The organism is Sorangium sp. So ce1036 (genome assembly GCF_051369805.1).
GTDB lineage: Bacteria > Myxococcota_A > Polyangia > Polyangiales > Polyangiaceae > Sorangium > Sorangium cellulosum_F.
In genome coordinates this window covers 7,697,809-7,724,639 of record NZ_JBBMOX010000001.1, presented here as the reverse complement: position 1 = coordinate 7,724,639, position 26,831 = coordinate 7,697,809, and the positions used below count along the sequence as shown (strand labels likewise).

Annotated in this window: 24 protein-coding genes; 14 read left to right on the top strand and 10 right to left on the bottom strand. The window is 73.5% G+C overall.

Translation table 11 applies throughout. The annotated features are described in order from the left end of the window. Positions 1-59: 59 nt before the first annotated feature. A complete protein-coding gene (locus WMF31_RS29065) occupies positions 60-1,055 on the bottom strand; it encodes a hypothetical protein (RefSeq protein ID WP_436605065.1) in 996 nt (331 codons plus the stop codon). Between the two features lie 127 nt (positions 1,056-1,182). Between WMF31_RS29065 and tsaB the strand changes: the two genes are divergently transcribed. The 5 genes from tsaB (at position 1,183) to recO (ending at position 5,250) form a co-directional block, all read left to right on the top strand. Beyond that, entirely contained in the window at positions 1,183-2,013 is an 831-nt protein-coding gene (tsaB, locus tag WMF31_RS29060; protein WP_436605064.1) for a tRNA (adenosine(37)-N6)-threonylcarbamoyltransferase complex dimerization subunit type 1 TsaB, read from the top strand. After that, positions 2,010-2,852 (top strand): Crp/Fnr family transcriptional regulator, encoded by an 843-nt coding sequence (locus tag WMF31_RS29055; RefSeq protein WP_436605063.1) that lies wholly within the window; start codon positions 2,010-2,012, stop codon positions 2,850-2,852. Before tsaB ends, WMF31_RS29055 begins: the two co-directional genes overlap by 4 nt. Positions 2,853-3,126: 274 nt before the next feature. Beyond that, on the top strand, positions 3,127-3,924 hold the full coding sequence (locus WMF31_RS29050; protein ID WP_436606612.1) for a tetratricopeptide repeat protein: 798 nt from the start codon (positions 3,127-3,129) through the stop codon (positions 3,922-3,924). Positions 3,925-4,032: 108 nt separating this feature from the next. Next, a complete protein-coding gene (locus WMF31_RS29045; protein WP_129346434.1) occupies positions 4,033-4,470 on the top strand; it encodes a helix-turn-helix domain-containing protein in 438 nt (145 codons plus the stop codon). A 57-nt stretch (positions 4,471-4,527) separates the two neighbouring features. Further along, positions 4,528-5,250: a DNA repair protein RecO gene (gene recO, locus WMF31_RS29040; protein WP_129346435.1), complete on the top strand. Its 723-nt coding sequence runs from the start codon at positions 4,528-4,530 to the stop codon at positions 5,248-5,250. A gap of 21 nt (positions 5,251-5,271) precedes the next feature. Here the strand turns inward: recO and WMF31_RS29035 are convergent, their stop codons facing one another. Continuing rightward, positions 5,272-6,447 carry a hypothetical protein gene (locus WMF31_RS29035; RefSeq protein ID WP_436605062.1) on the bottom strand — a complete coding sequence of 392 codons (1,176 nt, stop codon included), beginning with the start codon at positions 6,445-6,447 and terminating at the stop codon, positions 5,272-5,274. A gap of 260 nt (positions 6,448-6,707) precedes the next feature. On the opposite strand from WMF31_RS29035, the gene WMF31_RS29030 reads away from it, so the two are divergent. Continuing rightward, positions 6,708-7,076, top strand: coding sequence for a hypothetical protein (locus WMF31_RS29030; protein ID WP_436605061.1), 369 nt, complete (start codon positions 6,708-6,710; stop codon positions 7,074-7,076). A 226-nt stretch (positions 7,077-7,302) separates the two neighbouring features. After that, the gene (gene hemH / locus WMF31_RS29025; protein ID WP_436605060.1) at positions 7,303-8,190 is read left to right on the top strand and encodes a ferrochelatase; all 888 of its coding nucleotides are present in this window, start codon (positions 7,303-7,305) and stop codon (positions 8,188-8,190) included. Between the two features lie 180 nt (positions 8,191-8,370). On the opposite strand, the gene WMF31_RS29020 is transcribed toward hemH, so the two are convergent. Continuing rightward, positions 8,371-9,186, bottom strand: a complete 816-nt coding sequence (locus tag WMF31_RS29020; RefSeq protein ID WP_436605059.1) for an SDR family oxidoreductase — start codon at positions 9,184-9,186, stop codon at positions 8,371-8,373. A 140-nt stretch (positions 9,187-9,326) separates the two neighbouring features. On the opposite strand from WMF31_RS29020, the gene WMF31_RS29015 reads away from it, so the two are divergent. Further along, positions 9,327-12,146 (top strand): tetratricopeptide repeat protein, encoded by a 2,820-nt coding sequence (locus WMF31_RS29015; protein WP_436605058.1) that lies wholly within the window; start codon positions 9,327-9,329, stop codon positions 12,144-12,146. 517 nt (positions 12,147-12,663) lie between these two features. Here WMF31_RS29015 and WMF31_RS29010 read toward each other — a convergent pair. The 3 genes from WMF31_RS29010 to WMF31_RS29000 are packed head-to-tail and all read right to left on the bottom strand — an operon-like array spanning position 12,664 to position 16,071. Further along, positions 12,664-13,632 (bottom strand): hypothetical protein, encoded by a 969-nt coding sequence (locus WMF31_RS29010; protein WP_436605057.1) that lies wholly within the window; start codon positions 13,630-13,632, stop codon positions 12,664-12,666. Next, positions 13,632-14,930 carry a DUF3696 domain-containing protein gene (locus tag WMF31_RS29005; protein WP_436605056.1) on the bottom strand — a complete coding sequence of 433 codons (1,299 nt, stop codon included), beginning with the start codon at positions 14,928-14,930 and terminating at the stop codon, positions 13,632-13,634. Before WMF31_RS29005 ends, WMF31_RS29010 begins: the two co-directional genes overlap by 1 nt. After that, positions 14,920-16,071, bottom strand: coding sequence for a DUF262 domain-containing protein (locus WMF31_RS29000; protein ID WP_436605055.1), 1,152 nt, complete (start codon positions 16,069-16,071; stop codon positions 14,920-14,922). Before WMF31_RS29000 ends, WMF31_RS29005 begins: the two co-directional genes overlap by 11 nt. 526 nt (positions 16,072-16,597) lie before the next feature. Here WMF31_RS29000 and WMF31_RS28995 point away from each other — a divergent pair. Beyond that, complete coding sequence (locus WMF31_RS28995) at positions 16,598-17,302, top strand: hypothetical protein (protein ID WP_436605054.1); 705 nt, start codon at positions 16,598-16,600, stop codon at positions 17,300-17,302. Positions 17,303-17,357: 55 nt separating this feature from the next. Here the strand turns inward: WMF31_RS28995 and WMF31_RS28990 are convergent, their stop codons facing one another. Then, positions 17,358-17,819 carry a hypothetical protein gene (locus WMF31_RS28990; protein WP_436605053.1) on the bottom strand — a complete coding sequence of 154 codons (462 nt, stop codon included), beginning with the start codon at positions 17,817-17,819 and terminating at the stop codon, positions 17,358-17,360. 927 nt (positions 17,820-18,746) lie between these two features. Further along, a complete protein-coding gene (locus WMF31_RS28985) occupies positions 18,747-20,129 on the bottom strand; it encodes a sigma-54-dependent transcriptional regulator (protein ID WP_436605052.1) in 1,383 nt (460 codons plus the stop codon). A gap of 160 nt (positions 20,130-20,289) precedes the next feature. On the opposite strand from WMF31_RS28985, the gene WMF31_RS28980 reads away from it, so the two are divergent. The 4 genes from WMF31_RS28980 (at position 20,290) to WMF31_RS28965 (ending at position 24,680) form a co-directional block, all read left to right on the top strand. Continuing rightward, positions 20,290-21,420: a hypothetical protein gene (locus WMF31_RS28980; protein ID WP_436605051.1), complete on the top strand. Its 1,131-nt coding sequence runs from the start codon at positions 20,290-20,292 to the stop codon at positions 21,418-21,420. Between the two features lie 172 nt (positions 21,421-21,592). After that, complete coding sequence (locus tag WMF31_RS28975; protein WP_436605050.1) at positions 21,593-22,924, top strand: metallopeptidase family protein; 1,332 nt, start codon at positions 21,593-21,595, stop codon at positions 22,922-22,924. Between the two features lie 151 nt (positions 22,925-23,075). Continuing rightward, positions 23,076-23,612, top strand: coding sequence for a hypothetical protein (locus WMF31_RS28970; protein WP_436605049.1), 537 nt, complete (start codon positions 23,076-23,078; stop codon positions 23,610-23,612). A 33-nt stretch (positions 23,613-23,645) separates the two neighbouring features. Further along, positions 23,646-24,680 (top strand): peptidylprolyl isomerase, encoded by a 1,035-nt coding sequence (locus WMF31_RS28965; protein WP_436605048.1) that lies wholly within the window; start codon positions 23,646-23,648, stop codon positions 24,678-24,680. A gap of 20 nt (positions 24,681-24,700) precedes the next feature. Here WMF31_RS28965 and WMF31_RS28960 read toward each other — a convergent pair whose 3' ends face one another. Next, a complete protein-coding gene (locus WMF31_RS28960; RefSeq protein WP_436605047.1) occupies positions 24,701-25,519 on the bottom strand; it encodes a hypothetical protein in 819 nt (272 codons plus the stop codon). Between the two features lie 264 nt (positions 25,520-25,783). After that, positions 25,784-26,413, bottom strand: coding sequence for a hypothetical protein (locus WMF31_RS28955; protein ID WP_436605046.1), 630 nt, complete (start codon positions 26,411-26,413; stop codon positions 25,784-25,786). A 120-nt stretch (positions 26,414-26,533) separates the two neighbouring features. On the opposite strand from WMF31_RS28955, the gene WMF31_RS28950 reads away from it, so the two are divergent. Continuing rightward, complete coding sequence (locus WMF31_RS28950) at positions 26,534-26,827, top strand: 4a-hydroxytetrahydrobiopterin dehydratase (RefSeq protein WP_436605045.1); 294 nt, start codon at positions 26,534-26,536, stop codon at positions 26,825-26,827. Positions 26,828-26,831 lie beyond the last annotated feature (4 nt).

Below are 26,831 nucleotides of genomic sequence, written 5' to 3'. Positions count from 1 at the left end.
CGGACGTAGAGCTCCGGGGCGAGACCGCAAGGCGCGCGGGGGCAGCCGCGCTGGACCGCTCAGCCAGGGGGCGCGCCTCGGGCGACCTCCGTGCGCACCACCTGGACCACGATCTCCACGTGGCGGCCGCCGGGCTGCGCGAACGACGCGCGGCCGCGGCCGCCCTCGAAGCGCCATGCCAGATCGGCCGGCGCGCCTGTCTCCTCGTCCCCCGCGCCCGCGCGGACGACGGCGCTGACCTCCAGCGTCTGCCTGCCCGCGGTCACGGCCCCGCGTGCCACGGCGAACGTCCCGCCTCCGAGCAGCGCGATCGTCCGCTTCGCGAGGTTGCCCAGCTGGCGCGCGGGCGGCTCTTCCCCCTCCGGACGCCACGACGCGATGCGCCCGGCGTCGTCGATGTCGATCACGAAGCGCGCCTTGCCGGCGCTCCCCGGCGGGAGCGTCGCCCAGATCGGATCGCCCTGGCACGCGGGCGGGATCGCCCTCGTGAAGGCGCGCCCGAGGCTGCGCACCGCGCTGCTGCCGGCTGCCCCGAAATCGCCCCGACCTCCCTCGCCGGCGTCGTCGCTCGACCGCGCGGCGGCGGAGCGCGCCTGGCCGACGGCACGCCCGGCCGCCGCGGGCGCCCGGCGCTCCTCTCCCGGCCGAGGCGCCGCCGCGCTGGGCCGAGGGGCCGCCCTGGCCCGCGGCGCGGCGGTCGCGGCGGTCGCGGGCGGCGCCTGGCCGCGCGGCGCGGCGGTCGCGGGCGGTGCCTCCACGCTGCCGGCCTCTGCCCCGCGTTCCACGGGCGCTCGAGGCGGCGCGGCCCCGGCCGGAGCGGGCGTTGCTGGAGATCCCGCCGGCGCGGCGCGATCGTCGACCGCGCGCGAGGCGTCACCGCTGCCCGGCAGCGCCGCCGTGGCCCCCGTCCAGAGGTCGATCGGCGCGCTCTCCCTCGTTTCCTGCGCGGGGCCGCGCTCGGGCTCCTGCGCCGACAGCCTCGCGGCCCCCCAGGCGCCCACGTGGACGACGAGCGACCCGAGGAGCGCCGGCAGCATCGCTCGTTGGTCGCGCATCGGCTCGCACTCCGCCCTTCGGATCCCCGCGCGGGGGCCATGACCCCGGTCACCTCGATGAAGCCCGTTGCCCGTGGACCGAGGTTCTGCCAGACAGCACCGCGGCTGCAACGTTTCCGGGCGCGCCTTGAAGCTCCTCTCCCTCTCGACCTCGACCCCGCGCGGCAGCGCCGCGCTCTTCGACGTGGACCTGGACGGACCCGCCGAGGCGGCCGCGCCCGCGCTCGCGCAGGGGAGCGGCGCCCTCGCCGCTGCGCGCCCCGCGGGGGCGCAGGGCGCAGGCGCGCGCCTGCTCGCGGCCACGACCTACGCCGATCTGCACGGGCACGCCGAGCGCATCTTCGGCGCCGTCGACGAGGTGCTCGCCGCGGCGGGCCTGCCGGCCGCGGCGATCGGGGCGCTCGGCTGTGACATCGGCCCCGGCTCGTTCACCGGGGTCCGCGTGGCGGTCGCGGCGGCCAAGGGCGTGGCGCTCGCGCTCGACGTCCCGGTCGCGGGCGTCACCTCGCTCGAGGCCATGGCCGCCGCCGCCTTCGCCGAGGGCGCGGCGAGCCCGGGCGATCTGCTGGTCCCGGTGATCGACGCGAAGAAGGGGGAGGTCTTCCTGGCCGCGTACGACGGGCCCGCGGCGCCGCCGCGGCTCTCGCCGCAGCACCTGCCGCGCGACGCCGCGCACGACGCCGTCGCCGCGGTCGCCGCGGGGCGCCGCGTCGTCGTCGTCGGCGCGATCGCCGGGGAGATCGAGGCGCTGCGGCCGCTCGCCGCGCAGGGCGAGGCGCTCGACCTCCCCGGCGCGATCTGGATCGGCCGCGTCGCCATCGACCGGCTCCGGGCCGCCGCCGCGCGCGGCGAGCGCGGGCGCCCGGGGGGCGAGCTCGATCCGGAGCTCCTCGAGCCGCTGTATGTGCGCGCGCCCGACGCGAAGCCCGCCGAGCTGGGATACACTCCGCCCCGATGACCCACCCGTCTGAAGGGGACCGCGCAGCGCCCGACGCCGATCGTGGAGCCCTGAGCCCCAGCGACGCGGAGCGCGCGCTGCCCTCCGCGGCCGCGGAGGTGGCCCCCTCGGCCGGCGCGGCGCCGGACGAGCCCGCCGAGCCCGGCGCCCGCGTGACGGTGACGCCCGCCGAGCCGGGGCCCGATCCCGAGCGGCTCCGCGCCCGCTTCGGCCGCCCCTTCGAGGCGGGCGACGTCATCTTCCGCGAGGGCGAGCCCGGGACCGAGGCCTACCTCCTCGAGGAGGGGAGGGTCCGCCTCATCAAGAAGGTCCGCGGCGCCGAGCGCAGCCTGATGGTCCTGAAGCCCGGCGACCTGTTCGGCGAGTCCGCGCTCCTCGGCGGCGCCGCGCGCTGGTCGACGGCGATCGCGCTGTCGCGCGGCGTCGCGCTCACGCTCGATCAGGGCACGCTGCAGAACCTCGTCGAGCGCAACCCGGCCGTCGCCCTGCGCCTCATCAAGCAGCTCGTGGGTCGGCTCCGCGACGCGGAGGACCAGATCGAGATCATGATGCTCGCCGACACGCAGTCGAAGGTGGTGAACGCGCTGCTCAAGCTCGCGCAGCAGTCGCGCGGCGCGGGCGGCGCCCCGCCGAACGGCGCCTCGTTCGCGATCTCGCCGATGGAGCTGTCCACCCGCGTCGGCCTCGACGTCGACACGGTGAAGCGCGCCGTGCAGCAGCTCCGCGAGGGCCAGTACGTGCGCGTCGCCGACGAGCGCCTCGAGATCCCCGACATCGACGCGCTGCGGAGGCTGTTCGGCCTGCTCGGCCTCAAGGACGAGATCCGCGGCGAACAGTGACGGGCAGGGAGCGCCTGGTCTCCCATCCTAGGTCGACCTGACCCCTGCTGGAAGTCGAATCGCGATCCTCGGAACGCGCCGCGTCTTCGGGGCAGATTCGCGGGTTGACGTTACCAGCAGCCTGGTTTACTCAGGGTTCCCCGCAGGCGGGCGGTGTCCCGTCCTGACGAGCCACCGCGCTGCGGCGTGACTCAGCCGCAAGTCGAAATCACCTATGACATCGCAGCGAACCAGGACAGCAGCGACGCGCGCGGGGTGCATCCGCGGCGGGGCTGTGGTCTTGTCGCTGCTGTCTCGCTTCGCGTTCTTGCCGCTCCTGCCGGCGGCGTGCGGCGGCGCGCAGCCGGTGGCGCAGGCGGACGAGACACGGGCGCTCGCGGAGTACGATCTCGCGCGCGACGCATTCCAGAACGGCCGCCTGCGCGAGGCGCTCGCGCACGTCGAGAGGTCGCTCTCGCTCGACGAGGACAACGCCGACGCCGCCTACCTGGGCGCCGTCGTGCTGCTCGGCTTCTGCGCGGGCGACGCGCGCTCGAGCGACTGCCGCTTCGACAGCGCCGAGAAGATGGCGCGGCGGGCCCTCGACGCGAACCCGGAGATGCGGGACGCGAAGAACACGCTGGGGGTCATCCTCGTGCATCAGGGGCGCTACGACGAGGCGATCGCGGTGCTCAAGCCGCTCACCGAGGACATCCTCTATGCCTCGCCGGAGAAGTCGTGGGGCAATCTGGGCTGGGCGTACCTGCTCAAGGGCCGCAACGACGAGGCGATCGACGCGCTACGCCGCGCCGTCGCCGCGCAGCCGCTCTTCTGCGTCGGCCAGTACCGGCTCGGGCTCGCCTACGAGAAGCGGGGCGAGCTCGATCTGGCGCGCGAGGCGTTCACCAGGGCGGTCGAGACCGATCAGCCCGAGTGCAGGCGGCTGCAGGACGCGTTCGATGCCCGCGCCCGCGTCGCCGAGAAGAGGGGGCTTTTGGACGAGGCGCGCGCCGACCTCGAGCGGTGCCGCGAGATCGCCGCGACGACGCCCGTGGGGCAGCGCTGCGCTGCACAGTTACAGACGTTGCAGTGACACCCCTCGGTGCGTCCCTTCCGAGAAGGCCTTCGGGTCACGCTAGGGGTTGAGGAACGGTTCTCGGGGTGAGTAGAGTGACGACCGAATGACGATGGGTGGAATGGGATGGAGTCGATCGGACGCTACCTGAGACGCACGCGTGAGGCCCGAGCCATGAGCGTGGAGGAGGTCGCCCGCGCCACGCGCATCCCCGTGATCTCCATCGAACGGATCGAGGCGGATCACTTCGACGACCTGCCGGGCGAGGTGTTCGTCCGCGGGTTCTTGAAGGCGTATGCGCGCGCCGTCTCGCTGCCGATGGAGGAGGTGCTGGCCCGGTACACGGCCAGCCGCCGCATCGCGCTGGTGACGCCGCTGCCTATCGCGGCGCCCGCGCGCACCACGCAGCAGAGCCGGCGCTTCGGGGTCGCTATCGCGTTCGTGCTGCTGCTCATCCTCTTCACGCTGGCGCTCAGCATCGTGCTCCGGCCCCGCGGCCACGACATGCCGCCGGAGCTGTCGGCGGGCACCGCCGCGGACGCTCGTATCTCCCTCCAGGCCTGAGGGCCAAATTTTCGGCGCGCCCGCGGCGGTCCGCCGTGCAAGGCTGCGCCGTCATCCATGCCTCGATCCGTCCGTCCGCGGACCGAGCGGCTCCGCACCGAGGCGCTCCTGGTCCGGCGCGTCCCGCTCGGTGAAGCCGACCTCGTGGTCGGGCTCTTCACCGAGCGACGCGGGCTCCTCTCGGGCGTCGCGCGCGGCGGGCGCCGCTCGGCGAAGCGCTTTCCGGCGCTCGAGCCGATGCACCTGCTCCGCGTGACGCTCGAGCTCCGCCCCGGCGCCGAGCTCGCCCAGCTCACCGAGGCCGCGATCGAGCGCCCGCGCCTGCGGCTCGCGGCGGATCTCGCGCGCCTCGACGCGGCCGGGCGAGCGCTGCGCTGGGTCCGCGAGATCGCGCCGGCGCAGACCGCCGAGCCGGCGGCCTGGCACGAGCTGAACCGGCTGCTCGATCGCCTCGACGACCTCCCCTCGGCGTCTCCCCAGGCGTTGCTCGCGGAGGCCGGCCTGCGCCTCCTGGTCGCCTTCGGCTGGGGCCTCGAGCTCTCTCAGTGCGTCCGGTGCGGACGCGCCTGCGACGCGGCGCAGGCGGCCTGCGTCGACCCGGCGCGCGGCGGCCTCGTGTGCCGGGCGTGCGGCGGCGGGCCGCTCGTCCTGCGGCCCGAGCCGAGGGCGCGCCTGCTCGCGGTGATGCTCGGCGACGCGCCGGAGATCCCGGAAGAGGACGTCCCCCTCGCGCTCGACCTCGTCGAGGGTGCGCTCACCACGCATGCGAGCGGCGGCTAGAGCGGGGCTTCGCGTTCGGGGTCACGCCCCGGCGTTCCACACGCGGCTCACTGCGCGTGGCGCCTCCGGGGACCCCTCGATCTCGACGTAGGGTCTGCCGGACGTGGCGGCGCGCGGGAACGAGAAGCTGCCGGTGTTCGCGTACCCGTCGCCGAGCGCTTCCCGGTGCGTGTGGCCGAAGACGACGAGCTTCGCGCCGGTCGTCCTCGCCACGCGGCCAGCGCTCTCGGCCAGCCGCTCGGAGACCGTGCCGGCGTACCGGTTGTGGCCGCTCGCCCAGCTCGCGCCCATCAGCAGCGCGCCGAGCCCGAGCGCCGCGGCGCCGGGCTCCCGCGCGCCGAGCCCGAGCGCCGCGAGCCCCGCGCCCATCGACAGCGTCGCGATCACGCGATCGAAGTACAGCCGCGTGAACGTCCTCGCCGCGCTCTCGAGCGTCGGCGTGGCCGCGAGCCCGAGGAGGGCGTCCACCATCGCGCTGGGCACCCCGAGCTCGTGCGTGAAGCGCTCGACGATCGCGGCGCCCGCCGTCGCCTCGCCGCGCGCGCGGTACAGCGGGCCGCTCTTCAGCATCGCGCCGATGGCCGCGTGGAAGTAGCGGTAGATGACGTAGGGCGCGCGCGGGCCGTACCAGGTGAAGGCCGAGAGGAACAGCCTGAGCGGGGTCTGGTCGTTCGCCTGCAGGTAGCGGTGCGCACCGGTCGGCGCGATGAACTCCTCGACGAAGTGCACCCCGAGGCTGCGCTCGCCCACGACGAGCGGGTGGGCCGGGGCGTTGTCCGGATCGTAGAGGTGCCCGTGCTCGATGTGGATCGCCCCGTCGCGGAAGAACCAGGGCGTCGTCCGGATGCGCGCCCGGGCCGCGCCGGTCAGCCCGAGCGCCTCCGTCAACGCCACGGGGAAATCGGGCGCCCCGATCTCGGCGTCATGGTTGCCCCCCGAAAGCCAGAGCTCGCCGCCTCGGTCGAGGTGCTCGGCGAGCGCGGCCCGCGCGATCGGGTGCGCGGACAGCGCCTCGCGCAGCGCGCGCGGCCGGGGCATCCACGGCGACTCCGAGGAGAGATCGAACAGGTCGCCCGCCACCACGATCCGGGCCCCAGGGTGGGCCGCCACGAGCGCGGCGAGGTCGGCGGTCACGCTGCGCGGCGTCTGGCGCACGAGGTGGAGATCGGCGAGCACGATCGTGCGGCGCTGCGTCATGACCCGTCCTATTCATCACGTCCGTCCGGACGCCGCAACTCGCCGCCGGGCGCGCGAGCTCGGCGCAATCGGCGCAATCGGCGCAATCGGCGCAATCGGCGCAAGGGGAGCGGAGGGCCAGCGACCGCGCGAGCTCACCTCGTGCGCCGCGCGGGCGCGGTCGGGCCGTGGGCTCGACGCCCGCGCCGCCGTGTCCCATGCAAGCGGGCATGGAAGGCCCGGCGCGGACGCGACCTTTTGCCCCGAAGGCGAACGAACGATTGCTCACGGAGATCGTGCGCGCCCTGAGGGGCAAGGACATCGAGGCGCTCTCCGAGGTCTACGCCGAGGACGCGGTGCTCGAGGAGATCAGCAGCCTCCATCGTCCGGCCCACCCCAGCGTCACCAGCGGGAGGCCGGCGATCCTGGAGCGGCTCAAGAACGAGGTCTTCCGTGACCCGATCTCCGGGTGGTCGCGCCAGCTCGACTCGGCGGAGATCCTCGACGGCTTCGAGACCGACGACGCGGTGGCATTCCTGGAAGTGCGGACATACGAGGCGGGCGACCAGATCGTGGTCCAGCACTTGGCCCGCAAGAAGAACGGCCTGATCAACCACGATCGCATCGTGGTCGCCTGGGATGCGGAGTGAGCCGCGGCGGCGCGCGCTCGCATCGTGGTCGCCTGGGATGCGGAGTGAGCCGCGGCGGCGCGCGCTCGCATCGTGGTCGCCTGGGATGCGGAGTGAGCCGCGGCGGCGCGCGCTCGCGTCGTGGTCGCCTGGGGCGCGGGGTGAGCCGCGGCGGCGCGCGGCGGATCTTCCCCTCGCGCGCCGCGAGGGCGGCGTTGCCCGCGCGGCGCCGAGGTAGAGTGGCGCCGTGACCACCGCCGTCCTCCTCAGCTTCCACGGCACCGTCGAGCGGCTCGACGATCTGCCCGCGTTCGTCGCCAACATCCGCCGCGGCCGGCCGGCCCCGCCCGAGGTGCTCGAGGAGGTGCGGCGCCGCTTCCAGGCGATCGGCGGCTCGCCGCTCCTGCGCATCACGCAGGCCCAGGCGGACGCGCTCGCCGCGCGGCTCGGCCTGCCGGTGGCGATCGCGGGGCGGCTCTGGCACCCGTACCCGGAGGAGGTGCTCGCGTCGCTCCACGGCCGCGGCGTGCGGCGCGTCGTCTCCCTGCCGCTCGCGCCGCAGTCGGTCGACGTCTACCACGCCGTCGTGCGCGAGGCGGCCGCGAAGCAGGGCGAGATGGAGGTCCGGTGCGTGCCCGCGTGGGGGCTCGAGCCCGCGCTGATCGACGCCTTCGTCGAGGTGATCGACGAGGCGCTCGCGCGCTTCCCGGAGGAGCGCCGCGGGGAGGTCGCGGTGATCCTCTCGGCCCACAGCCTCCCGCAGCGGATCATCGACGCGGGCGATCCGTACGAGCGCCAGTTCCGCGCGATGGCCGCCGAGGTGGAGCGTCGCGTCGCGCCGCGGGGGAACCCGGTGCTCGTCGCCTTCCAGAGCCAGGGCATGACCGGCGACGCCTGGCTCGGCCCGGACCTCCGCGCGACGTTCGACGCGCTCGCCGCAAAGGGCGCGCGCGAGGCGCTGATCGCGCCCATCGGCTTCGTCGCCGACCACGTCGAGACCCTGTACGACCTCGACGTGGAGGCGCCGGCCCTGGCGCGGGAGGCGGGCCTCTCCCGGCTCGAGCGCGCGCCTGCGCTGAACGCGCGGCCGCGCTTCATCGACGCCCTGGAGGCGCTCGTCCAGCGCGAGCTCTAGAGCGGCGGCCAGCCGCTTCGGATACGCGCCCATCTCGGCGTTTTCGGTGCCCAGCGCCCTTTCGTGCGCTTGCGCGCCGAAAACGCCGATCTGGACCCGTCTCCTGTGCGGCTGACCGCCGCTCTGCGACGCTCGAACGAGGGGCGCGTGGCCGCGACGCAGGCAAGCCGCCGCGTCGGCTCAGGGGCCCTTGCCTCTGGCCTTGCGCGAGAGCCTCGTGGCGACCGCGCCGACGAGGTCGGGGGCGTGCCTCGCGAGCGCCACCCCGAGCTTCGCGTGACCGGTGACGATCACCTCGGCGCGACGCGCGACGATCGCGTCCAGGATCTGCCGCGCCGCCGTCTTTGCCGGCATGATCAGCCAGCGCGGCAGAGGCTCCCTCGCGCCCTCGCGCAGCGCGCCCGCGTTGTCGATCCGGCGGATCTCGCTCTCGATGAACCCCGGGGCGACGTGCGTGACCGCGACGCCGTCGTCGTGGAGCTCGCCGCGCAGCGTCTCGGCGAGGGCGCGCACCGCGAACTTGCTCATGGTGTAGGCGCTCATGCCGGGGACCGCGAGGTAGCCGCTCGCGCTGCCCATGATCGCGACGCCGCCGCGCGATCGCCGGAGCTCTGGCAGCGCCGCCTTCACGGTGCGCAGCACGCCGAAGACATTGGTCTCGAACTGCCGGCGGAAGTCGTCGATCGAGAGCGCCTCGACGCGCCCAGCCACGCCGAACCCCGCGTTCGCGACGGCGACGTCCAGCCGGTCGAACGCCTCGCGCGCCGCGGCGACGGCGCGCTCCACGTCGCCGTCGCGCGTGACGTCGCAGCGGACCGTGAGCGCCTCGCCGCCCCCGGCGCGGATCTCCCGCGCGAGCGCCTCCAGCCGCCCCTCGCGCCGCGCCGAAAGCACGACCCGGCCGCCGCGCCGGGCGACCTCCCGGGCGAGCGCCTCGCCGATGCCCGACGAAGCGCCCGTGATGAGGACGACCCTCCCTGCGAGCCCGCTTGCCATCCGTCCCCGCATACCACGATCGCCCGGGGGCGAACCCCCTCGCGCCCCCGCGCCCTCGCGCCTGCTCGGCCCTGCCGCTCTCGGCTACGATGACCTTGCCCGGCGCGGCCGGGCGTCGCGCGTCTCGCGCACGGGGTATCATGCGAAGCCACTCGATCCGCCGCTCTCTCGCCGCCGTCCTCGTCGCCGCCGCCTGCGCGGCGCCGGCTCTCGCCCACGCCGCGCCGCCCTCCCTCGCGCGCGCGGAGGCGCTCCTCGCGCAGGGCGACTACGCGGGCGCCGAGAAGGAGCTCGCCGCGCGCGCGCGCGAGGGGGGCGGCGCGGACCGCGCCGCGGCGCTGCTCGCGAAGGCGCGGCTCGAGCTGCTCACGGGGCGCTACGACGACGCCGCGAGGACGGCGAAGGCGGCCGCGGCGCTCGGCAAGGAGGCGCGGATCGCCGCCGCGCCGCTCCGCGCCGAGGCGCTCGCGCGCCGCGGGAAGATGGCGGAGGCGATCGCGGCGGCGCGCGAGGTCGAGCGGGAGGACGAGGCCCGGCGCGCGCGGCTCTTGCTCGGCGAGCTCCTGATCCGGTCGGGCAAGCGCGGCGAGGCGCGCGCGCCGCTGATGACCCTCATCGACGACTACAACGACGACACGATCACCGCCGAGGACGCGGAGGGGCTGTCCCTGGTCGGGCGCGCGGCGCACCTGCTCCGGAGCGCGCGCGACGCGAACGACGCGTTCAACGCGGCCGAGCGGGTGGGCGGCAAGCAGCGGGTGGAGACGCTGCTCTGGCGGGCCGAGCTGTTCCTCGACAAGTACGACCCGGGCCACGCCGGCCAGGTGGTGAAGGAGGCGCTCAAGCTCGCGCCGAAAGATCCGCGGGTCCGGGTCGCGATGGCGCGCGTCAAGCTGGAGAACGCGATGGACTTCGGCGGCGCCGACAGCGAGATCGCGGAGGCGCTCGCGGTGAACCCGAACCTCGCCGAGGCGTATTTCGTGCGCGCCGGGCTCGCGCTGCGCGACATGGACATCGCGGCCGCGGACGCGGCGCTCGACCGCGGTCTCAAGGTGAACCCGAGCGACCTGGAGCTGCTCTCGATGAAGGCGGCGGCGCGCTTCCTCGCGGACGACGCGGCCGGCTTCGAGGCCATCAAGGCGAAGGTGCTCGGCCTGAACCCGGAGTTCTCGCGGTTCTTCCAGATCGTCGGCGAGTACGCGGAGTGGGAGCACCGCTACGACGACATCGTCGAGATGATGGCGGAGGCGACGCGGGTCGATCCGGGCGACGCCAAGGCGCACGCCACGCTCGGGCTCAACCTGATCCGCGCCGGCGACGAGAAGGGCGGCCTCGCCGCGCTGCAGAAGGCGTGGGACAGGGATCGCTTCAACGTCCGGGTCTTCAACACGCTGAACCTGTACGAGAAGGACATCGCGACCCAGTACGTCACCGTGGAGGGGCAGCCGTTCCGCGTCCGCTATCACAAGCAGGAGCGGCCGATCCTGGAGCGGTACGTGCCGCGCATGCTCGAGGAGGCGTGGGGGTCGATGGTGAAGCGCTACGGCTTCACGCCGAAGGTGCCGGTGTCGATCGAGCTCTACGCGTCGACGGAGAACTTCAGCGTCCGGACGAGCGGCCTGCCGAACGTGGGCATCCAGGGCGTCTGCTTCGGTCAGACGCTCGCGGCGCTGAGCCCTGCGGCGGCGGAGTTCAACTGGGGGAACGTGCTGTGGCACGAGCTGGCGCACGTCTTCGCGATCCAGCTCTCGAAGAACCACGTCCCGCGCTGGTTCACCGAGGGGCTGAGCGAGTACGAGACGATCGTGCGGCGGCCGGAGTGGCACCGGGAGGAGGATCCGGCGCTGTTCGCGGCGCTGAAGGGCGGGAGGATCCCGGCGGTCGAGGGGTTCAACCGGGCGTTCACGCACGTGGACAGCGTCGCGGACGTGACGATGGCGTACTTCGCGGCGAGCCAGATCGTGGTCTTCATGGTGGAGGAGTTCGGCTTCCCGAAGGTGGTCTCGATGCTGCCGCGGTGGGCGGCGGGGAAGCGGACGCCGGAGGTGGTGAAGGAGTCGCTCGGCGTCGGCACGGAGGAGCTGGATCGGCGCTTCCGCGCGTGGCTCACGCCGCGGCTCCAGCGTTACGAGAAGCAGTACGTCCCCGACCTGCACGCGCCGCCGCTCGACGAGGCGCGCAAGGCGGCGGCGCGCGCGCCGACGGACGCGAAGCGGCTGGTGGAGCTCTCGCTGGCGCTGTTCGAGGACGGGCAGCGGCAGGAGGGCGAGGCGGTGCTGGCGGAGGCGCTGCGGGTGGATCCGAAGCAGCCGGACGCGAACTACCTGAAGGTGCGGGCGGCGTTCGCGGAGAAGAAGCCCGACGAGGCGGCGCGGCTGTTGAGCAAGATGATCGCGGACGGGCACGACGGGTACGTGGTGCGGATGAAGCTCGCGGATCTCGCGGGGATGAAGAAGGACGCGGCGCGGATGAAGGCGCACCTGGAGGCGGCGGCGCGCCTGGATCCGACGCAGGCGGAGCCGCTGCAGGGGCTGTACGATCTGGCGCGCAAGCAGAAGGACGCGGCGGGGGAGCTGTCGGCGCTGCGGCGACTGGCGCTGCTCGATCAGCACGATCGGCGGGTGTGGGGGAGGCTCTTGCGGCTTTTGGTGGAGCGGGGGGCGTGGGAGGAGGCGCGCAAGGTGGGGGAGAGCGCGATCTTCGTGGACGTGGCGAACCCGGAGATCCACCGGCTGTACGCGCGGGCGCTGGCGCGCACGGGGCGGCACGTGTCGGCGATCTACGAGCTGAACAGCGCGCTCTTGAGCCGGCCGAAGCCGGAGGAGGCGGCGGCGATCTACGGGGAGCTCGCGAAGGCGTACGCGAAGCTGAAGCGGGACGACTACGCGAAGCAGGCGCTGGAGTACCAGAAGGCGATGCGGGGGACGTCGCCGCCCGCGCCGCGGGCGATGCCGGACTGAGGCGCGCGGCGCGAGGGGCGAGGCGAGGCGAGGCGAGGGCAGGGGAGGGCGGTGATCCCGGTCGCACGCGCCGGAGGGGGTCTCTGCGCGGCAGGGCGCGGGTGGGCGCTCGCCATCCGCCGAGGCGGGAACGTGGAGCTTGCGCATGCACCACCGCCCGGCATGTCTCCCTTCGGGCCTTGCCTCCTGAGACGTTTCGTCGCGCGCCACACGAGGCGCGCCTGAGACGTGGAGCCCGCTGAAACCTCATGGCACCTCGGTCGGTGCTCGATCGCGCCCACCCGCGCCCTGCCGCGCAGAGACCCCCTCCGGCGCTCACGGTGATCGAGGTCGTGTTGCGCAGCGAGCCCCTCGGGCGCTCACGGTGGCCGAGGTCGTGTTGCGCAGCGAGCCCCTCGGGCGCTCACGTCGGGCCGAGGTCGTGGTGCCGCGCGGTGGGCGACGATGTCCTTCGGGATCACGGCGCCATCTCGCGACGAGAGCCTTGTCGCTTCAGAGCGCGCGCTGTTCTGCGCGATCAGCGCTTCCCGCCGGGCAGGAGCAGGTGCTCGCCGCAATGGCCTACGTACACGATGTGCTTGCCGTCGACGACGTCGGTCCAGATGTGGATGCGCGTGCTGGCGCCGGGCTTCGCGTGCATGTCGAAGTACTGTTCGCCCCGGCCGGGGACGACGAACGTACGCTGCCGCTTGCACGTGGGGCTGCGGGCGACCTCGCCGCTCTCTCGGGACATCGGGATGCCGCTCACTTGGTGGTAACGCTCGGCGGCCAGCTCGCGGGATAGCCCTTCGTCGAGCGCTGCGGCGTAGATCGCGAGGTCGACCAGGGCGCGAAACAGGGTGGCTTCCGGGCAGTCGAGGTTCCACTTCCGCGCGGCGTCGCGGGCTCGATCGAGGACCATGAGCCGGCTCTCCTGCCGAGAGGCGGCTTCGAGCGTCGCGAGGGCGCCGATGAGCCCGCGGGTCGCCAGCTCGCCCAGCCGGCGGAGCGCCTCGGTGCTGCTTCTGAAGTTGTCGACCTCGGCGATCTCGTCGCCGTGCGTGAACCGGTACCTGGGTCGCGACAGGTCGGAGCGGGGATCGAACGACAGGACCCACGGCGCCGCGGACGGCGCCGAGAGCGCATGCGCGGCGAGGTGCCGCACCGCCTCGCGCCGCCACGGAGGCTCGGGAGGAAGCGCGGGATCGTCCGAGAGCAGGGAGACGTCCCGCTCGATCGGGAGATCGGTCACGAACGGGCCGCTCAGCAGCCGGAGCAGCAGCGCGAGGAGCCGGCCGCGGTCCGCTTCGACGTCGTTGCGGTGCTGGTTCGCCCAGGCGACGAACGGTCCCTCACCGGTCGCCTGCCGCGCGAGCTCCGGGTGCACGTGCATCGGATCGCCCCCGAGGCGTCGCTGCACGTCCTGCAGCGCGACGGCCACCGGGCCGAGATCGGTGCGGTAGGCCATGCCGTCCACGAGGTCGTGGTTCAGCAGCACGACCGGCATCAGCGGAGGAGCTCCGCGAGATCGATGGCCGCCTGATCGAAGAACCCGGGCGGCCAGCGGAGGGCGCGTCCGTGCGGGCTCAGCTCGATCTCCTGGACCACCGTCCGGCCGGCTTCCTGGCTGAAGAAGCTGATTGCGACATCGTCCGGCGGCAGCCCTTCCTTGACGGCGATCTGCGCGGCCGTGACGAGGTGCTCGCTATGGGTCTCGACGACGACCTGCCGTCCCCTGCGGGCGAGCTCGATGAACAGGCGCATCAGGCGGTGCTGCGCGGCGGGATGGAGGTGCGCCTCGGGCGTCTCGATGAGGAGCAGATCGCCGGGGCGGGAGACGAGGCACGCCGTGACGATCGGCAGCGCCTGGGAGAGCCCGAGCCCGACCTGCCCGAGCCAGAGCCGCTCGGCCGAGGGGGTGTCGATGGCCAGGGTGAACCCGAGGCGGGCAGGCGCATCGATCTGGAGGGCGAAGCTGCCGTCGAAGATGTAGGACCACCACGCGTTGACCGCCGGGAGGATCGGCGCCTCCGCGTCCCCGTGTGGCTGCCCCGGGACCATGATGTCGGTCCGCTGCGTGCGATGCCGGAACAGGACCTCCGCCGTGTGCTCGCCGTACCGGCCGAGCGGCGGGCCAGCTGGGGACGTGCGCGGCGTGTAGAGCGGCTGCGGCGGAGAGCGGAAGGGACCGACGTACTGCGTGCACGAGGCATCGAGCGGTGAGAGATGAATCGTCTTCTGGCTGCGGTACGTCGGCGGACGTGGCTGGTCAGGGGGCCTCAGAACGCCATGCTCGAACAAGTCCACGAGGCCCGGATGCGTGAAGAATGCGCGCCCAGTACGCTCCGTATGCCGCTGCTGCTCGATGTCGAGGAGCTCTTCCGTCCAGTTGAACCGATCCGGCTCTCGAGTGAGGTTCCCCGTCGCCTTGTCGAGGGAATATTCAATCTTCTGGATCAGCGCGGACGTGAGAGCCGCGTCGTCCAACGGTCCGAGCTCCCACAGCGTGTCCGTCGCGCGGCCGCGCGATGTCTCTCCGTTGACGCCGATCGCGAAGCGGCGCTGGTCCAATGGGCGGCTTGCATTGACGACCTCATCGAATCGGCCGAGATCGCACCAGGCGCCGCTCAGCAGCAGCGAATCGCCGCTCGACGCCTGCTCGGACTGGACGAGCGCGAGCAACGCCTGGATGACGGAGCTCTTGCCCGCGTTGTTCGGGCCCGCGAGGATCGTCAGCGGGGCGAAGCGCACGGCCGTCGGCTGCTCGAACGAGCGGAAGCCATCGAGCAGCACGCTACGCAACATGGGCGAGCTCCCTCATCCAGAGGTCGAACCGCGCTCGAACGGCGCTCGTCGACTGCGTGGCGAAGGTGATCGAATCGCGGAACGCCTCCTCGCCGGAGAGCGCCTGAAAGCGATCCCGGACGGCCTTGATCTTCCTCGCCGGCAGCGGCGTCCCTCCGGGGAAGAAGCGATCGAAGCCGGCCACGATGATCTCGACGAGCGGGCCATTGATCTGTCGCGCCCACGAGCCGTCCGACGGCTTGTAACGGCAGAACGCGTGATCTTCGAAGACGGTCTTCGTGTGAGCGAGGGCGCTCTTCAGCCTGAGTTCCAACGCGTCACGCTGTCCTTCCGTCGAGGAGTTCAGCCGCTTGAGCTCGTCGTTCAGGAAGCTCTTCAGCTCGCCGGGGTACTGGTTCACCCCGAGATCGAGGAAGGCGATGGCTCGGAGCACGAGCTCGTCCGCCCTCATGCGTCTGTAGTCCCGGTGCGGGCCGGCGACGTCACGAAACGAGCCGGGCGACGCATCCTTCGCAAGGCGTTTGATGAAGTCGAGGCCGGGCCCTCGATAGAGGCAGTTGCGGATCTCCTGCGCATTGAGCGCGACGGCCCCCTCGTTCACGCGCTCGAAGATCTGGAATTTTACGTGTTCGTCCGTGCCCGGCTGGATGATGAAGCAGGTGAGCGGCGTGTTCTCGAACCGGCGCTGCACCTTGCCGTCGAGCTCCTTGAAGTGCTTCTTGTTGAGCTCCGGGAGCAGTTTGAGCCCGCTCAGACGGAACCCTCCGTCGAGGAAGTCGAAGAGCGTGGTGAGGCGCTGCTGGCCGTCGATGACGAGCGTCTCCTCCTCGTTCTCCTCGGAGAGGTAGAACACCGGCAGCGGGAGGCGCATGAGCACCGACTCGACGAGCTTGACCTTGCGCCAGTAATCCCAGACGAACTCCCGCTGGAGGTCCGGATCGAGGCGGAGCACCCCATTCTTCCAGCTCCGGTGCAGCTCGAAGATCGAGCGCTCGGCCTTGGCGATCTGGAGCGGCCAGCTGGCGGGCTGCCGAGGCGGCGTCTCGTCCGGTGACGGTTCCTCCTCTTTCTCGAGGAGGTCGTCCTCCCGACCCGCGGAAGGGGCCTCAGGCTCCCAGTCCAGCACGCGTGCCGTTGTCATGGCGCATCTTGTCGCTCCGTGGAGGAGGAAGGCAAGCCGCCGGCCGAAGCGCCCGGTCGTGTGGTCTCGTGCGCAGGCTCCGGCCGGCCAGGGAGATGCCCGAGGCGCGTGGGGGCACCACGCCGGCCGTCCGATGGTGCTCCCCGAGCCTCTGGCATCGCTTCACCCGTCGTTCAGCGGCTCCCGCCCACACCCGAGTCGCCTCTCACGCGCCAGCCGTCCGCCGGAGCGTCCGCGCCTCCTGACGCCGCCCGCCAGCCCCCCGGCGACGCCTCCGCGCCCTCTACTTCCGTCCGCCCGCCCTCCGGCGGAACTTCCGCGGATCCTGCCTCCATCCGCCAGCCGTCCGGCGGCACCTCCGCGCCCCCTGATTCCGTCCGCCGGCCCTCTGGCGAGCCTTCCTCGTCCCCTGATTCCGTCCGCCGGCCGCCCGGCGGCACATCACGCCGTTCGCACCCCAGATTCCTGTTGACGACTGTCCAGGCCGCTCGCTCCCATGATCGCGAACATCTACGGGGAGGTATTCATGCTCGCAGGCCCCACGGTTTCGATCCGGACCATGCGCCGGGCGCTCAGCCACACCATCGGCTCCCTCACCGCGGCCGTCGCCGCCGACATCGAGCGCAGCGACGAGGATCGCGCGTTCTTCGCCGCCGAGCAGGCGAAGCTCGAGCCGCTCGCGGCGCAGCTCAAGGCCGTCTACCTCGCGCTCGACGAGCACGACCTCGGCGCGGGCGAGATCCAGCAGGCCACGGTGGAGATCGGCGACGAGGTGCTCGACCGCGGCGTGCGCGCCGCGAACGCGCGCACCAAGCTCGCGCTCCGCGGCAAGTCGGGGCTCGACGCGACGCACGCGTTCGGCCAGCGCATCGACGACCTGACCGGCGCGCCGATCGCGAGCGAGCCGGCCGCCGTGCTCGCCGCCGTCGGGCGCATGAACGATCTTCCCCCCTTCGACGAGAAGGCGGCCATCCAGGCGGACCTCACCGCGCGCGCGAACAAGCAGGAGGAGTTCCTGAAGGCGCGCGACGACGGCCACGCCGCGCGCACCCGGCTCGCGAGCGAGGGCGCGCGGCTCGTCGTCGAGTCGGCGCTCGCCCTCGCGAGCCTCAAGGGCTCGCTCGACGCCCGCTTCCCCCGCCAGCGCGCCTACGTGGGCGGCTTCTTCCTCGACGTCGCGTCGAAGGCGTCGAGGAAGCGCGGCGCCGCCGAGGAGCCCGACGGCGGCTGAGCCGCCCGAGCGTCACGCCCCGCCGGTCCACGCCGCGCAGCGCCGATCATGAATCTTAGAAGTCAGACCGTGAGGTGCGCGGGACGGTGTCATTCCCGGATGGCTCGGCGGCTGCCCGCTCCTGCTGCTTCCGCACCGCGCGCGCGATGAGGGGCGCCTTGCGAGCGAGGCCCTCCAGGCTGAGCTCTCCCTCGCAGTACATCCGGTACCACTCCTGCCGGTAAGAAACGACGCCCTCGCCGTCGCCGAGCTTGAGCCGCTTCAGCATGGTCTGCGCGCGCTCACGGAGCTCCGGAGGACAGCGATCGGCCAGCACCATCTGGCACGAGGGGAGGATCACCTCGAACCAGCCATCGCCGACCTCGAACGGATCCAGGACCTGGTCGGACCGGAGCGCGCTCTTGCTGCGGTTGATCCACGCCGCGGCGTAGCGGAAGTTGGTCCACTCGTACGCGAGGCTGCGATCTTCGTCGCGTGAGACGAAGTGGTCGACGGTCCCCGGGGCCGACAGCCACATCGTAGAGCCGCACCGGCTTGCCGGGCGTCATCTTCTCCTCGGGGTGGGAGAGCTGCTCCAGCACGCGACAGAGGAGCTGGAACGGGTGGACCTCGTCGCCGTCCGCCGCTTCGAGCTGCCACGTCACCCAGTCCTGGATGAGCCCATTGCAGACGGGCCTGCCATTGTGATCGAGCCCGTCCCAGAGCTGCCTCTCCTCGAAGAGGTAAGGCTGAGGATCGGGCGAAGGCGACGACGGCGGCCGGTACGGAGCGCCGCCCATTTCCTTACCTGGCTGCGGCAGCACCGGCCGACCCGTCCACGTTCCGGTGAGCGCCCACCAGGCGACCTCGAGCACGAAGCTCTTGCCGAGCCCATGGTCTCCCGTGATCACGTTGAGCCGCTCGCCGAGCTCCAGGTCGAGCTGGTCGGCCGGCCCCACCCCTTTCAAGTGCAGCGCTCGCAGCATCTCGGTTCCGCGTACCACACCCGTTGCGGTCCCGGCCATGCGTCCCGCCCACCGGCTCCTGCCTCCCAGGCTCATGACGCGGGAGCTGTCCGTCCGGGTGACCGTGGCGATCGGTCCCCATTCACCCCCATCGCGCCGAGGGGGAGATGTCCGTCTGGGTGATCGTGGCGGTCAATCCCCCATCCACCCCCGTAGCGCCGAGGGGAGGGTCTGCGCGGCGGCCGCGGGCGGGCGCGATCGAGCACCGACCGAGGTGCCATGAGGTCGCAGCGGGCTCCACGTTTCAGGCGCGCCTCGTGTGGCGCGCGACGAAACGTCCCAGGAGGCAAGGCCCGAAGGGAGACATGCCGGGCGGTGGTGGATGCGCAAGCTCCACGTTCCCGCCTCGGCGGATGGCGAGCGCCCGCCCGCGGCCGCCGCGCAGACCCTCCCCTCGGCGCGGGCCCTCGGCAGAGGGGCCCCCTCGGCGCGACCCCGGCCTACTCGTCCTCGGCCTCGCCCTTGTCCCCGCGCAACCCGAGCGCCTTGCACTTCTTGTAGAGGTGGCTCCGCTCGAGCCCGAGCCCCCGCGCCGTCGCCGCCATCTGCCCCCCGTGGTGGCCGAGCGCCTCCTCCAAAATGGTCCGCTCCGCCTCCTCCGAGAGCACCCGGAACGGCACCCCCGGCCGGAAGAGCCCCCCCTTCATCGCGGCCTGCTGCCCCCCGAGACACACCTTCACGTCGCCCTCGTCGATCGTGTCGTCGGGCGTCAGGATCACCAGGCGCTCGATGATGTTGCGCAGCTCCCGCACGTTCCCCGGGAAGCTGTAGGCGACCAGCATCCTCATCGCGCCGTCGGTGAACGCCATCCCCGGCCTGTCGTTCGCCTGCGTCGCGAGCGCGAGGAAATGCCGCGCGAGCAGCGGCACGTCCTCGCGCCGCGCCCGCAGCGGCGGCAGCGACAGCGGCAGCACGTTCAGCCGATCGTACAGGTCCGGCCGGAACTGCCCCTCGCGGCACGCCGCCTCGATGTCGCGGTTCGTCGCCGCCACCACGCGCACGTCCACCTTGATCGTCTCGTGCCCGCCCACGCGCTCGATCTCCCGCTCCTGCAGCACCCGCAAGAGCTTCGCCTGCATCGCGAGCGGCATGTCCCCGACCTCGTCGAGGAACAGCGTGCCGCCGCTCGCGCGCTCGAACTTGCCCCGGCGCTGCTTCGTCGCGCCCGTGAACGCCCCCGCCTCGTGCCCGAACATCTCGCTCTCGATGAGCTCGCTCGGGACCGCCGCGCAGTTCATCTTCTCCAGCGGCCCGCGCGCCCGCTTCGACGCGCCGTGGATCGCCCGCGCCACGAGCTCCTTGCCGGTGCCGCGCTCGCCCGTCACGAACACCGTCGCGGTCGCCTTCGCCGCCCGCGCGATCTGCTCGCGCAGATCGAGCATCGCCCGGCTCTCTCCGATGAGCTCGCCGACCTGGCCGGTCTGCGTCCTGAGCGCCTTCGCCTCGGCCTCGGCCCGCACGAGGCGCAGCGTGTTCTCGAGCACGAGCAGCAGCCGATCGGTCGAGAGCGGCTTCTCCAGGAAATCGATCGCGCCGAGCCGCGTCGCGCGGACGGCGGCGTCGATGGTCGCGTGGCCGCTCATCATCAGGACCGGCAGATCCGAGCCCGCCGCGCGGACGCGCTGGAGCAGCTCGACGCCGTCGCCGTCGGGCAGCGAGACGTCGAAGAGCGCGATGTCATAGCTCCGCTTCGCCAGCTTCTCCTCGGCCACCGCGACGCCGCCGGCGACGTCGACCGTGTAGCCCTCGAGCGACAGGGCCTTCTGGAGGGTCGTCAAGATCGCTCGCTCGTCGTCGAGCACCAGCACATGTCCGCGCGGCATCCCACCACCCTAGCGCGGAACCGCCGCGCTGGACGTGTGACACGCGCATGACATCCGCGCGCTCGCGGCTCGTGGCGGCTCGTGGCGGCCCGCGGCGGGGCGCGTGATCGCATTGGAAAGGGGCCGCCGGCGCGCGGTCGCTATGGTAGCTTGGCGCAGGATGTCTCCCGACGGTCCTGCGACGGCGGAAGGAGATCTGGAGCGCACGCCGTTCGCCCATCTCTTTGTCTACGCCGTCGATCACCGGATCACCGGCGCGCTCGTCCTGCTCGATCCCACCGGCGCCGAGCACACCCTGCGGATCGTCAGGGGGGTGCCGGTCAAGATCCGCCCGAGCGACGGCTATGCCCGGCTCGGCGAGATCCTGCTCGAGGAGCGGGTGATCTCCGCCGACACCCTGGCGGATGCGCTCGCGACGAGGGGCCTCCTGGGCGATGTGCTCCTGCTGTCGGGCTGCCTCGACACCGCCACGATCGACTGGCTCGCCCAGGTCCAGTTCGTGCGGCGGATGATGCGCCTGTTCGCGCTGCCCCCGGAGACGAGGTACCGCTACTTCGACGGCCTCGACGCGCTGGCCGACTGGGGCGGAGATCCCGCGAAGGTCGAGCCCCTCGCGCTCCTCTGGGCAGGGCTGCGCGAGCACGGCGAGCGCTCGACGCGGCTGGAGCGGACCCTGGAGCGGATCGGGGCGACCCCCCTCCGCCTGCACCCCGCCTTCGAGCCGGGTCGCTTCGGCCTGGTCGAGGGCGAGCGCGCCGTGATCGACGCGCTCCAGCGCTCCACCCCCACGCTCGCGGCGCTCGTGCGGTCCGGGGTCGCGCCCGAGCCGCTCGTGCGCAAGCTCGTCTACGCCCTGGCGATCACCCGCTACCTCGACTTCGGCAGGGGCTGGCCGGTGGGGGTCGAGCCCTCGTCCAGCGTGCCCCCCGCGAGCGCGGCGAGCCTGTCCCTCGGGCGCATGCAGCTCCGCCCGACCCTGCACCGCGTGGGCGCCGCCGCGCCGGATCCCGCCGGCGACGGCGAGCGCGCGCCCGTGGTCGGGCGAGCCCGGCGCCGCGATCGCTCGTCCTCGGAGCCGTCGCCCTCGTCCTTCGTCGCGGGGGCGTCTCCGCTGATCGGCGGCTCGCTCGCGGCGGCCGTGGCGGCCGAGCTCGCCGGCGCCACCGGGACCGAGGACGATCGCGCGACGCGCGGGCCGCCCCGCGCCGACAGGGATCGCGACGCCTGGAGCCCGTCCCCCACGGCCGAGGGCGGCGCTCCGGGCGGCTCGCCGGCCAGCGAGGACCCCTGAGGAGAGCGCCGGAGGCCGGACGAAGCGGCTCCGCCGCGCTGGAACGCGCGCGCCCGCTCGAGGAGAGCGCCGGAGGCCGGACGAAGCGGCCCCGCGCTGGAACGCGCGCGCCCTCTCTTTTATAGGCCGCCGAGCGATGCCGAGATCCGCGCAACGCCCGCTCCCCGCTCGGGTGCACCTCCCCTCGGGCAGGGTGGCGCGCCTGTCGGACGCTGCCGCGCGCGCTCACGCGGCGGCCGTCCTCGGCGCATGCGCGGACCGCGACGCCGGGGAGCGCGCGCCGATCGGCGCGTGCGCGCGCGGCGTGCAGATCCTCGCGGGCCCGTCGGTGCTGGCCGATGCGCGCGGCGCGCCGCTGGATCCGCTCGGCCTGCCGCTGCCCGACGCCCACGTCTTGCGGGCGCTGCTCGCGTTCGCCGGCGTCGTCCCCGAGGAGCCCGGCGCGTACTCCTGCGAGAACTGCGGCGCTCCGTTCGAGGTCGCGCCGTCGAGCCTGCTGGAGATCGGGCCGTTCACCGACGGGGAGCTCGACGACCCCGAGCTCGATCGCCCGTTCGACTTCGGCGCGTCGCACCCGGTGCCGGCGCTCCGCGTGGGGCGCGCGCTCTGCCGCAGCGTGCGCTTCGTGGAGCGGACGGTCGAGGAGGCCATGCCGCTGCTCCGCGCGCCGTGCGACGGCGCGCTCCGCGTCACGCCGTCCCTGGTGGCGGCGATGGGCGTCGCCGCGCTCGGCCGCGAGCGTCGCGCCTCGGTGATCGCCGACGCGCTCGCCAGGGCGCCGGACGACGCGTGGGCGGCGATCGTCGACCTCTACCACGAGGCGCGCTACCCGGCGCGGCTCGTCGCGGTCCACCGCTGCCCGGGCTGCGGCGCGCGCAACGATCTCGATGTGCCCCTCGAGCGAGAGCTCGAGCGCGCCCCCCTCCGCGCCCTCGGCGACGGCGAGGACGATCGCGGTGCGCCGGGCTCCACGCCGCGGAGGGCGGGCGCGTTCCCGGACCTCGACGCGTTCGAGGCGCGCGTCCGCGCGGCGGCCGAGCGGATCTACGCGGCCCGCGGCGTGCGGAACATCGACCTCTTCATCGATGCGGGGGTGCCCGCCTGCGATGACGGCGGCGAGCCGCTGCTCGGGTGCTACACGCCCGGGACGCCCGCGGACGATCTCGGGATCGCCCGCCCCCCGGAAATCCGGATCTTCTACCGGACGTTCCGACTGGAAGCTCGCGAAGATCCCGGGTTCGACGTCGACGCGGAGATCGACGAGACGATCGACCACGAGGTGACCCACCACCTGCACCACCTCGCCGGGAGCGATCCGCTCGACGACGAGGAGCGCGAGCAGATCGAGCGCGAGCAGCTGCGCCGGGTGGGGCACGCCGAGGCGGCGCGGCGCGCGCGGCGCGGCGCCCTCGCGGAGCTCGGCGGCTTCGTGCGCGCGACGTGGCCGATCTGGGTGATCACCGCCGTGGGATCCGCGCTCGCTTGGTGCGCGGGCGGTCGCTGACGCCCGGCGCGGAGCGGCGCGCGCGCCGCGGCGGAGCGTCCGCTGCTTTCTTCGAAGCGGGAAGGGGAGCTGTCTATACTGCGGAGACAGCCGGAAGATGTGCCGGGGGGCTCCCGGCTCCTCGAGCGCTGCTGTGCTCCTGCCGAGGATCGTGAAGACGAAGAGCTCGCCGGCCGTCGCGGCCGGATCCACCAAGGCGCCCCGTTCATCCAAGCGGGATGGTGATGCGCAGAACCGCCGGGGAAGTCCGGACGCCGTCGAGAAGCGCCGGGCCGCGCGCCGGTTCAACGAGCTGCTCCTGGGTGGCGGCGGTCGCGCCGGCGACGGCCGCACGGAGCGCCGGCGCCGGCGCCTGCTCGCGGAGCTGGCCGAAGGCGTCTCGCGGCGCGGCAAGCGGGCGCTCAAGCCGATCGACGTGCTCTCCCGGGTCGAGGAGCTCCTCGAGCTCGGCGAGCCGCTCGCCTCCATCCGCGAGGCGTACCCGCCTCCGCCCCCGGTCGAGGTGACCGCCGAGCTCGTGGAGGGCCTGAGGCACCTCCACCGCGCCTACGGCTTCTCCGCGGACGCCTACCGGTTCGTCGGGCTCGACGCGCACGCCCTGCGCAAGGCGGGGGTGCTCCGGGGCGGCCAGCGAGAGGGCCGGGGCAGCGCGCCTCCCCCCGAGACCGCGCGCCACGGCGCCGCTTGACCTTGCCTGCCGTCGCGGGGATAACCCGCCGCGATGCGCGCGAGAACGGTGAAGCTCTCCCTCGCCGCGGCCGCGATGGCGGTCGCGGGCGCGGCGTCGACCGGCCTGTCTCTCCGCGCCGAGGCCCAGCCGGCGCCCGCCGCCGCGGCGGACGCGGTGGTGGCGCGCGTCGGCGACCAGGGGATCACGGCGCGGGACGTCGAGCGCAGGCTCGCGCAGATCCCGCCGTTCCAGCTCCAGAGCCTCGGCCGCACCCCGGAGGAGATCCGGAGGCGCTTCGTGAGCCAGGTCCTCGTGCGCGAGCTGCTCCTGGCCCAGGGGGCCGCGTCGCAGCGGCTGTCCGAGCGCGCCGACGTGCAGGATCGCGTCCGCGGCGTGCTGCGCTCGGCGCTGCTGCAGCGCATCCAGGCGGAGGTGGCGGAGCGCTCCCCGGTGACGGACGAGGAGGTCCGCGCCTACTACGAGGCTCACCGGGACAAGTTCACCGCCCCGGCCATGGTGGCGCTCTGGCGCATCGTCGTCGCGACGCGCGAGGAGGCGGAGGCCATCCTGGCCGAGCTCAAGAAGGACCCTTCACCGCAGCGCTTCAAGGATCTCGCGCGCGAGAGGTCGCTCGACAAGGCCACCGGCATGCGCGGCGGTGATCTCGGCTTCGTGGCGCTCGACGGCGCCACGGCGGAGCCGGGGCTCACGGTCTCGCCGGCGCTCCTGAAGGCCGCCGCGCGGGTGAAGGACGCGGAGCTCGTGCCCGAGCCGGTCCCGGACGGCGATCGCTTCGCCGTGCTCTGGCGGCGGCAGAGCAGGAAGGCGGTGAGCCGCCCGCTGGAGCAGGAGGCGCCGGCCATCCGCCGGATCCTCGCGCACGGCAAGGTGGAAGCGCGGGTGAAGAAGCTCCTCGAGCGCCTGCGCGCGAAGGACGTCTCGGGCCACGCGCCCGAGCTCGTCGACCTCATCGACGTCACCTCGACGGGCGATCTGCAGCCGCTCAGGCGCCCGGGCACCCTCGCGAGCAGCCGGCGCCCGGGCGCGCCCCCGCCGTCGCCCGTGCCGCGCCACGACCTGCGTTGACGCGCCGCCGCGGGCGCGCGTCAGCTGACGGCGAGGACGAGCGCGACGGCGGCGAGGCCCGAGGCGACGGTGAGCGCGAGCGCGGCCACGCTCCCGGCGCGCCGGGCGCGCTCCGCGGCCTCGGGGCGGAGCGCATAGACCCCCTGGAGCAGCGCCGTGGAGGCCTTGCCCGGCACACGGAGCGACGCCGAGAGGACCTGCCCGGCGCCCTGCACGCCGCTCGTGACGAGCATGACCAGCGCGCCGAGCGGGCCGGCCATGAGATCCCAGCCGCACGCGTAGAGCCCGAAGCGGAGGGCGCGCCGGCGCTCTGGCCGCGCGCCCTGGCGGCGAGCGCCGAGGTCGAGGGCGGCCCCGTGCACGGTGTGGGCGAGCACCATCCACACGGTCAGCCCGGGGACGCCGACAGCGAGGCACTGGAGGGCGCTGTCGCGCGCGGCCGGGTTCCGGGCGAGCTCCAGCGTCAGGCTCGGCAGCGCCAGCGCCGCGACGGGCAGGAGCGCGACGATCATCGCGAGGATCGCGAGCGTCTCCGCCAGCAACGCGAACCGCATGGCCGAAGGGAGCGCGCCGTCGGGCATCATCGCGAAGAAGGTCTCGGCCCCCAGCGTGGTGGCCTTCGACGTGGCCCAGAGCCGCGACCAGACGCTGCCGACGGGGCGCTCCCAGGGGATGATCGCGACGACCCCCGAGCTCCCGTCGCTCGCCGCAGCGCACCCGGCGCAATCGGGCTGGCCGCAGCACGCGCAGAGGACCGCCGCGGGGACATCGAAGACCTCGTCGTCCCGCACGAGGTCCCGGACGAGCTCACGGCGTACGCTGGCAGATTCCTTGGCCATGGCGCACCTCCGAGCAGCGGACCAAAGCTACTCCGATCAAGGGTACGCCGCACGCGCGGGCCTGTCGACCCGAGACGCCCGGGAGCACGTTCCGACCGGATGCCGGACCCGCCGGATGCCCCGCGCCGGACGCACCGGATGCGCGGGGGCGTCGCTTCGTCCTCGGAGATCGGCGCGCGCCTGGAGCAGAGGATTCCACGGCGCGGCGCCGGCGAGCGATCCGTTGGACGGCGCGCTGCGCGCTGCGCGCGGCGCGCGGCGCGATCAGTGCAGCACCTCGTCGCCCCGTCGCGGCTGCCCGGTGGGGAGGTCGTCGAGCCTTCCTCCGAAGAACGCCGCGGTGATCAGCGCGAGGAGCGCGATCGCCCCGGTCGCGTACAGCCCGTAGCCCCACGTGAAGCGGACGGGGCGGAGCAGCGTGCTGGCCGGCGTGAACAGCAGCCGCAGCGCGACGGTGGTGAGGGCGGTCGCCGCGAGGAAGGCGACGGCCACGCGCGCGCCGCGCATCTGGTGGATGGATCTCCGCGTCAAGACGAGGGGGATCATCACGAAGAAGGCGACCGCGGGGGCCCACATCCACCCGAGCCTGCGCGCGAGCCCGAAGCCGCTCAGGTCGCGCAGCTCGGGCGCGGTCTCGTGGACCCACGGCGCGAAGAAGGCCGCGAGGCCGAGGACCGCGAGCGCGAGCAGCGGCCCCCTGCAGCGCCCGGCGTAGGTCCAGGGGAGCGGCTCCCTGTGCGGCGGGAGCGGCTCGTCCGGGTCCTCGTGGAGCGCGTCGTACGAGGGAGGAAGCCTGGAGAGCGCCTCCAGCCGGAGGCCGCAGGCAGGGCACGTCTGTGCCTCGCTCGCCTCGAACAGCTCCCGGCAGAAGGGGCACGCGCGGAGCGCGGTCATCGAGGCGGGAGGATAGCGCAAGCGCAGGGCGGTCACCGCGCGTCCGGGGTCGCATCCCCGGGGCCGGGAGCCGCATTCCGGGGTTCCACCGCGGCGGAGCTTGGCTCATAGTTCCACCCCATGGGCAAGCGGGATCGGCTCCCGGACGATGAGATCGCCGGGTTCATCGCGGCTCACCCGGGCTGGGCGCGAGCGGGCGAGCGGATTGAGCGGAGCTACGCGTTCCCGGATTACGGGGCCGCGGTCGGCTTCGTGATGCGGGTCGCGCTCCTGGCCGAGCGGCGCGATCATCACCCGGACGTCGCGCTGTCGTGGGGCAAGGTGCGGGTCGCGTGGTCCACGCATGACGCCGGCGGTCTGACGGCGCTCGATCTCGAGCTGGCCGAGCTGACCGACCGCCTCAACCCGGCCTGACGTC

Coding starts and splice junctions, on each gene's coding strand:
- WMF31_RS29065 (WP_436605065.1), bottom strand. CDS start 1,055: ATGCGCGACCAACGAGCGATGCTGCCGGCGCTCCTCGGGTCGCTCGTC.
- WMF31_RS29055 (WP_436605063.1), top strand. CDS start 2,010: ATGACCCACCCGTCTGAAGGGGACCGCGCAGCGCCCGACGCCGATCGT.
- WMF31_RS29045 (WP_129346434.1), top strand. CDS start 4,033: ATGGAGTCGATCGGACGCTACCTGAGACGCACGCGTGAGGCCCGAGCC.
- recO (WP_129346435.1), top strand. CDS start 4,528: ATGCCTCGATCCGTCCGTCCGCGGACCGAGCGGCTCCGCACCGAGGCG.
- WMF31_RS29035 (WP_436605062.1), bottom strand. CDS start 6,447: ATGACGCAGCGCCGCACGATCGTGCTCGCCGATCTCCACCTCGTGCGC.
- WMF31_RS29020 (WP_436605059.1), bottom strand. CDS start 9,186: ATGGCAAGCGGGCTCGCAGGGAGGGTCGTCCTCATCACGGGCGCTTCG.
- WMF31_RS29015 (WP_436605058.1), top strand. CDS start 9,327: ATGCGAAGCCACTCGATCCGCCGCTCTCTCGCCGCCGTCCTCGTCGCC.
- WMF31_RS29010 (WP_436605057.1), bottom strand. CDS start 13,632: ATGCCGGTCGTGCTGCTGAACCACGACCTCGTGGACGGCATGGCCTAC.
- WMF31_RS29005 (WP_436605056.1), bottom strand. CDS start 14,930: ATGTTGCGTAGCGTGCTGCTCGATGGCTTCCGCTCGTTCGAGCAGCCG.
- WMF31_RS29000 (WP_436605055.1), bottom strand. CDS start 16,071: ATGACAACGGCACGCGTGCTGGACTGGGAGCCTGAGGCCCCTTCCGCG.
- WMF31_RS28995 (WP_436605054.1), top strand. CDS start 16,598: ATGCTCGCAGGCCCCACGGTTTCGATCCGGACCATGCGCCGGGCGCTC.
- WMF31_RS28990 (WP_436605053.1), bottom strand. CDS start 17,819: ATGTGGCTGTCGGCCCCGGGGACCGTCGACCACTTCGTCTCACGCGAC.
- WMF31_RS28985 (WP_436605052.1), bottom strand. CDS start 20,129: ATGCCGCGCGGACATGTGCTGGTGCTCGACGACGAGCGAGCGATCTTG.
- WMF31_RS28980 (WP_436605051.1), top strand. CDS start 20,290: ATGTCTCCCGACGGTCCTGCGACGGCGGAAGGAGATCTGGAGCGCACG.
- WMF31_RS28965 (WP_436605048.1), top strand. CDS start 23,646: ATGCGCGCGAGAACGGTGAAGCTCTCCCTCGCCGCGGCCGCGATGGCG.
- WMF31_RS28960 (WP_436605047.1), bottom strand. CDS start 25,519: ATGGCCAAGGAATCTGCCAGCGTACGCCGTGAGCTCGTCCGGGACCTC.
- WMF31_RS28955 (WP_436605046.1), bottom strand. CDS start 26,413: ATGACCGCGCTCCGCGCGTGCCCCTTCTGCCGGGAGCTGTTCGAGGCG.
- WMF31_RS28950 (WP_436605045.1), top strand. CDS start 26,534: ATGGGCAAGCGGGATCGGCTCCCGGACGATGAGATCGCCGGGTTCATC.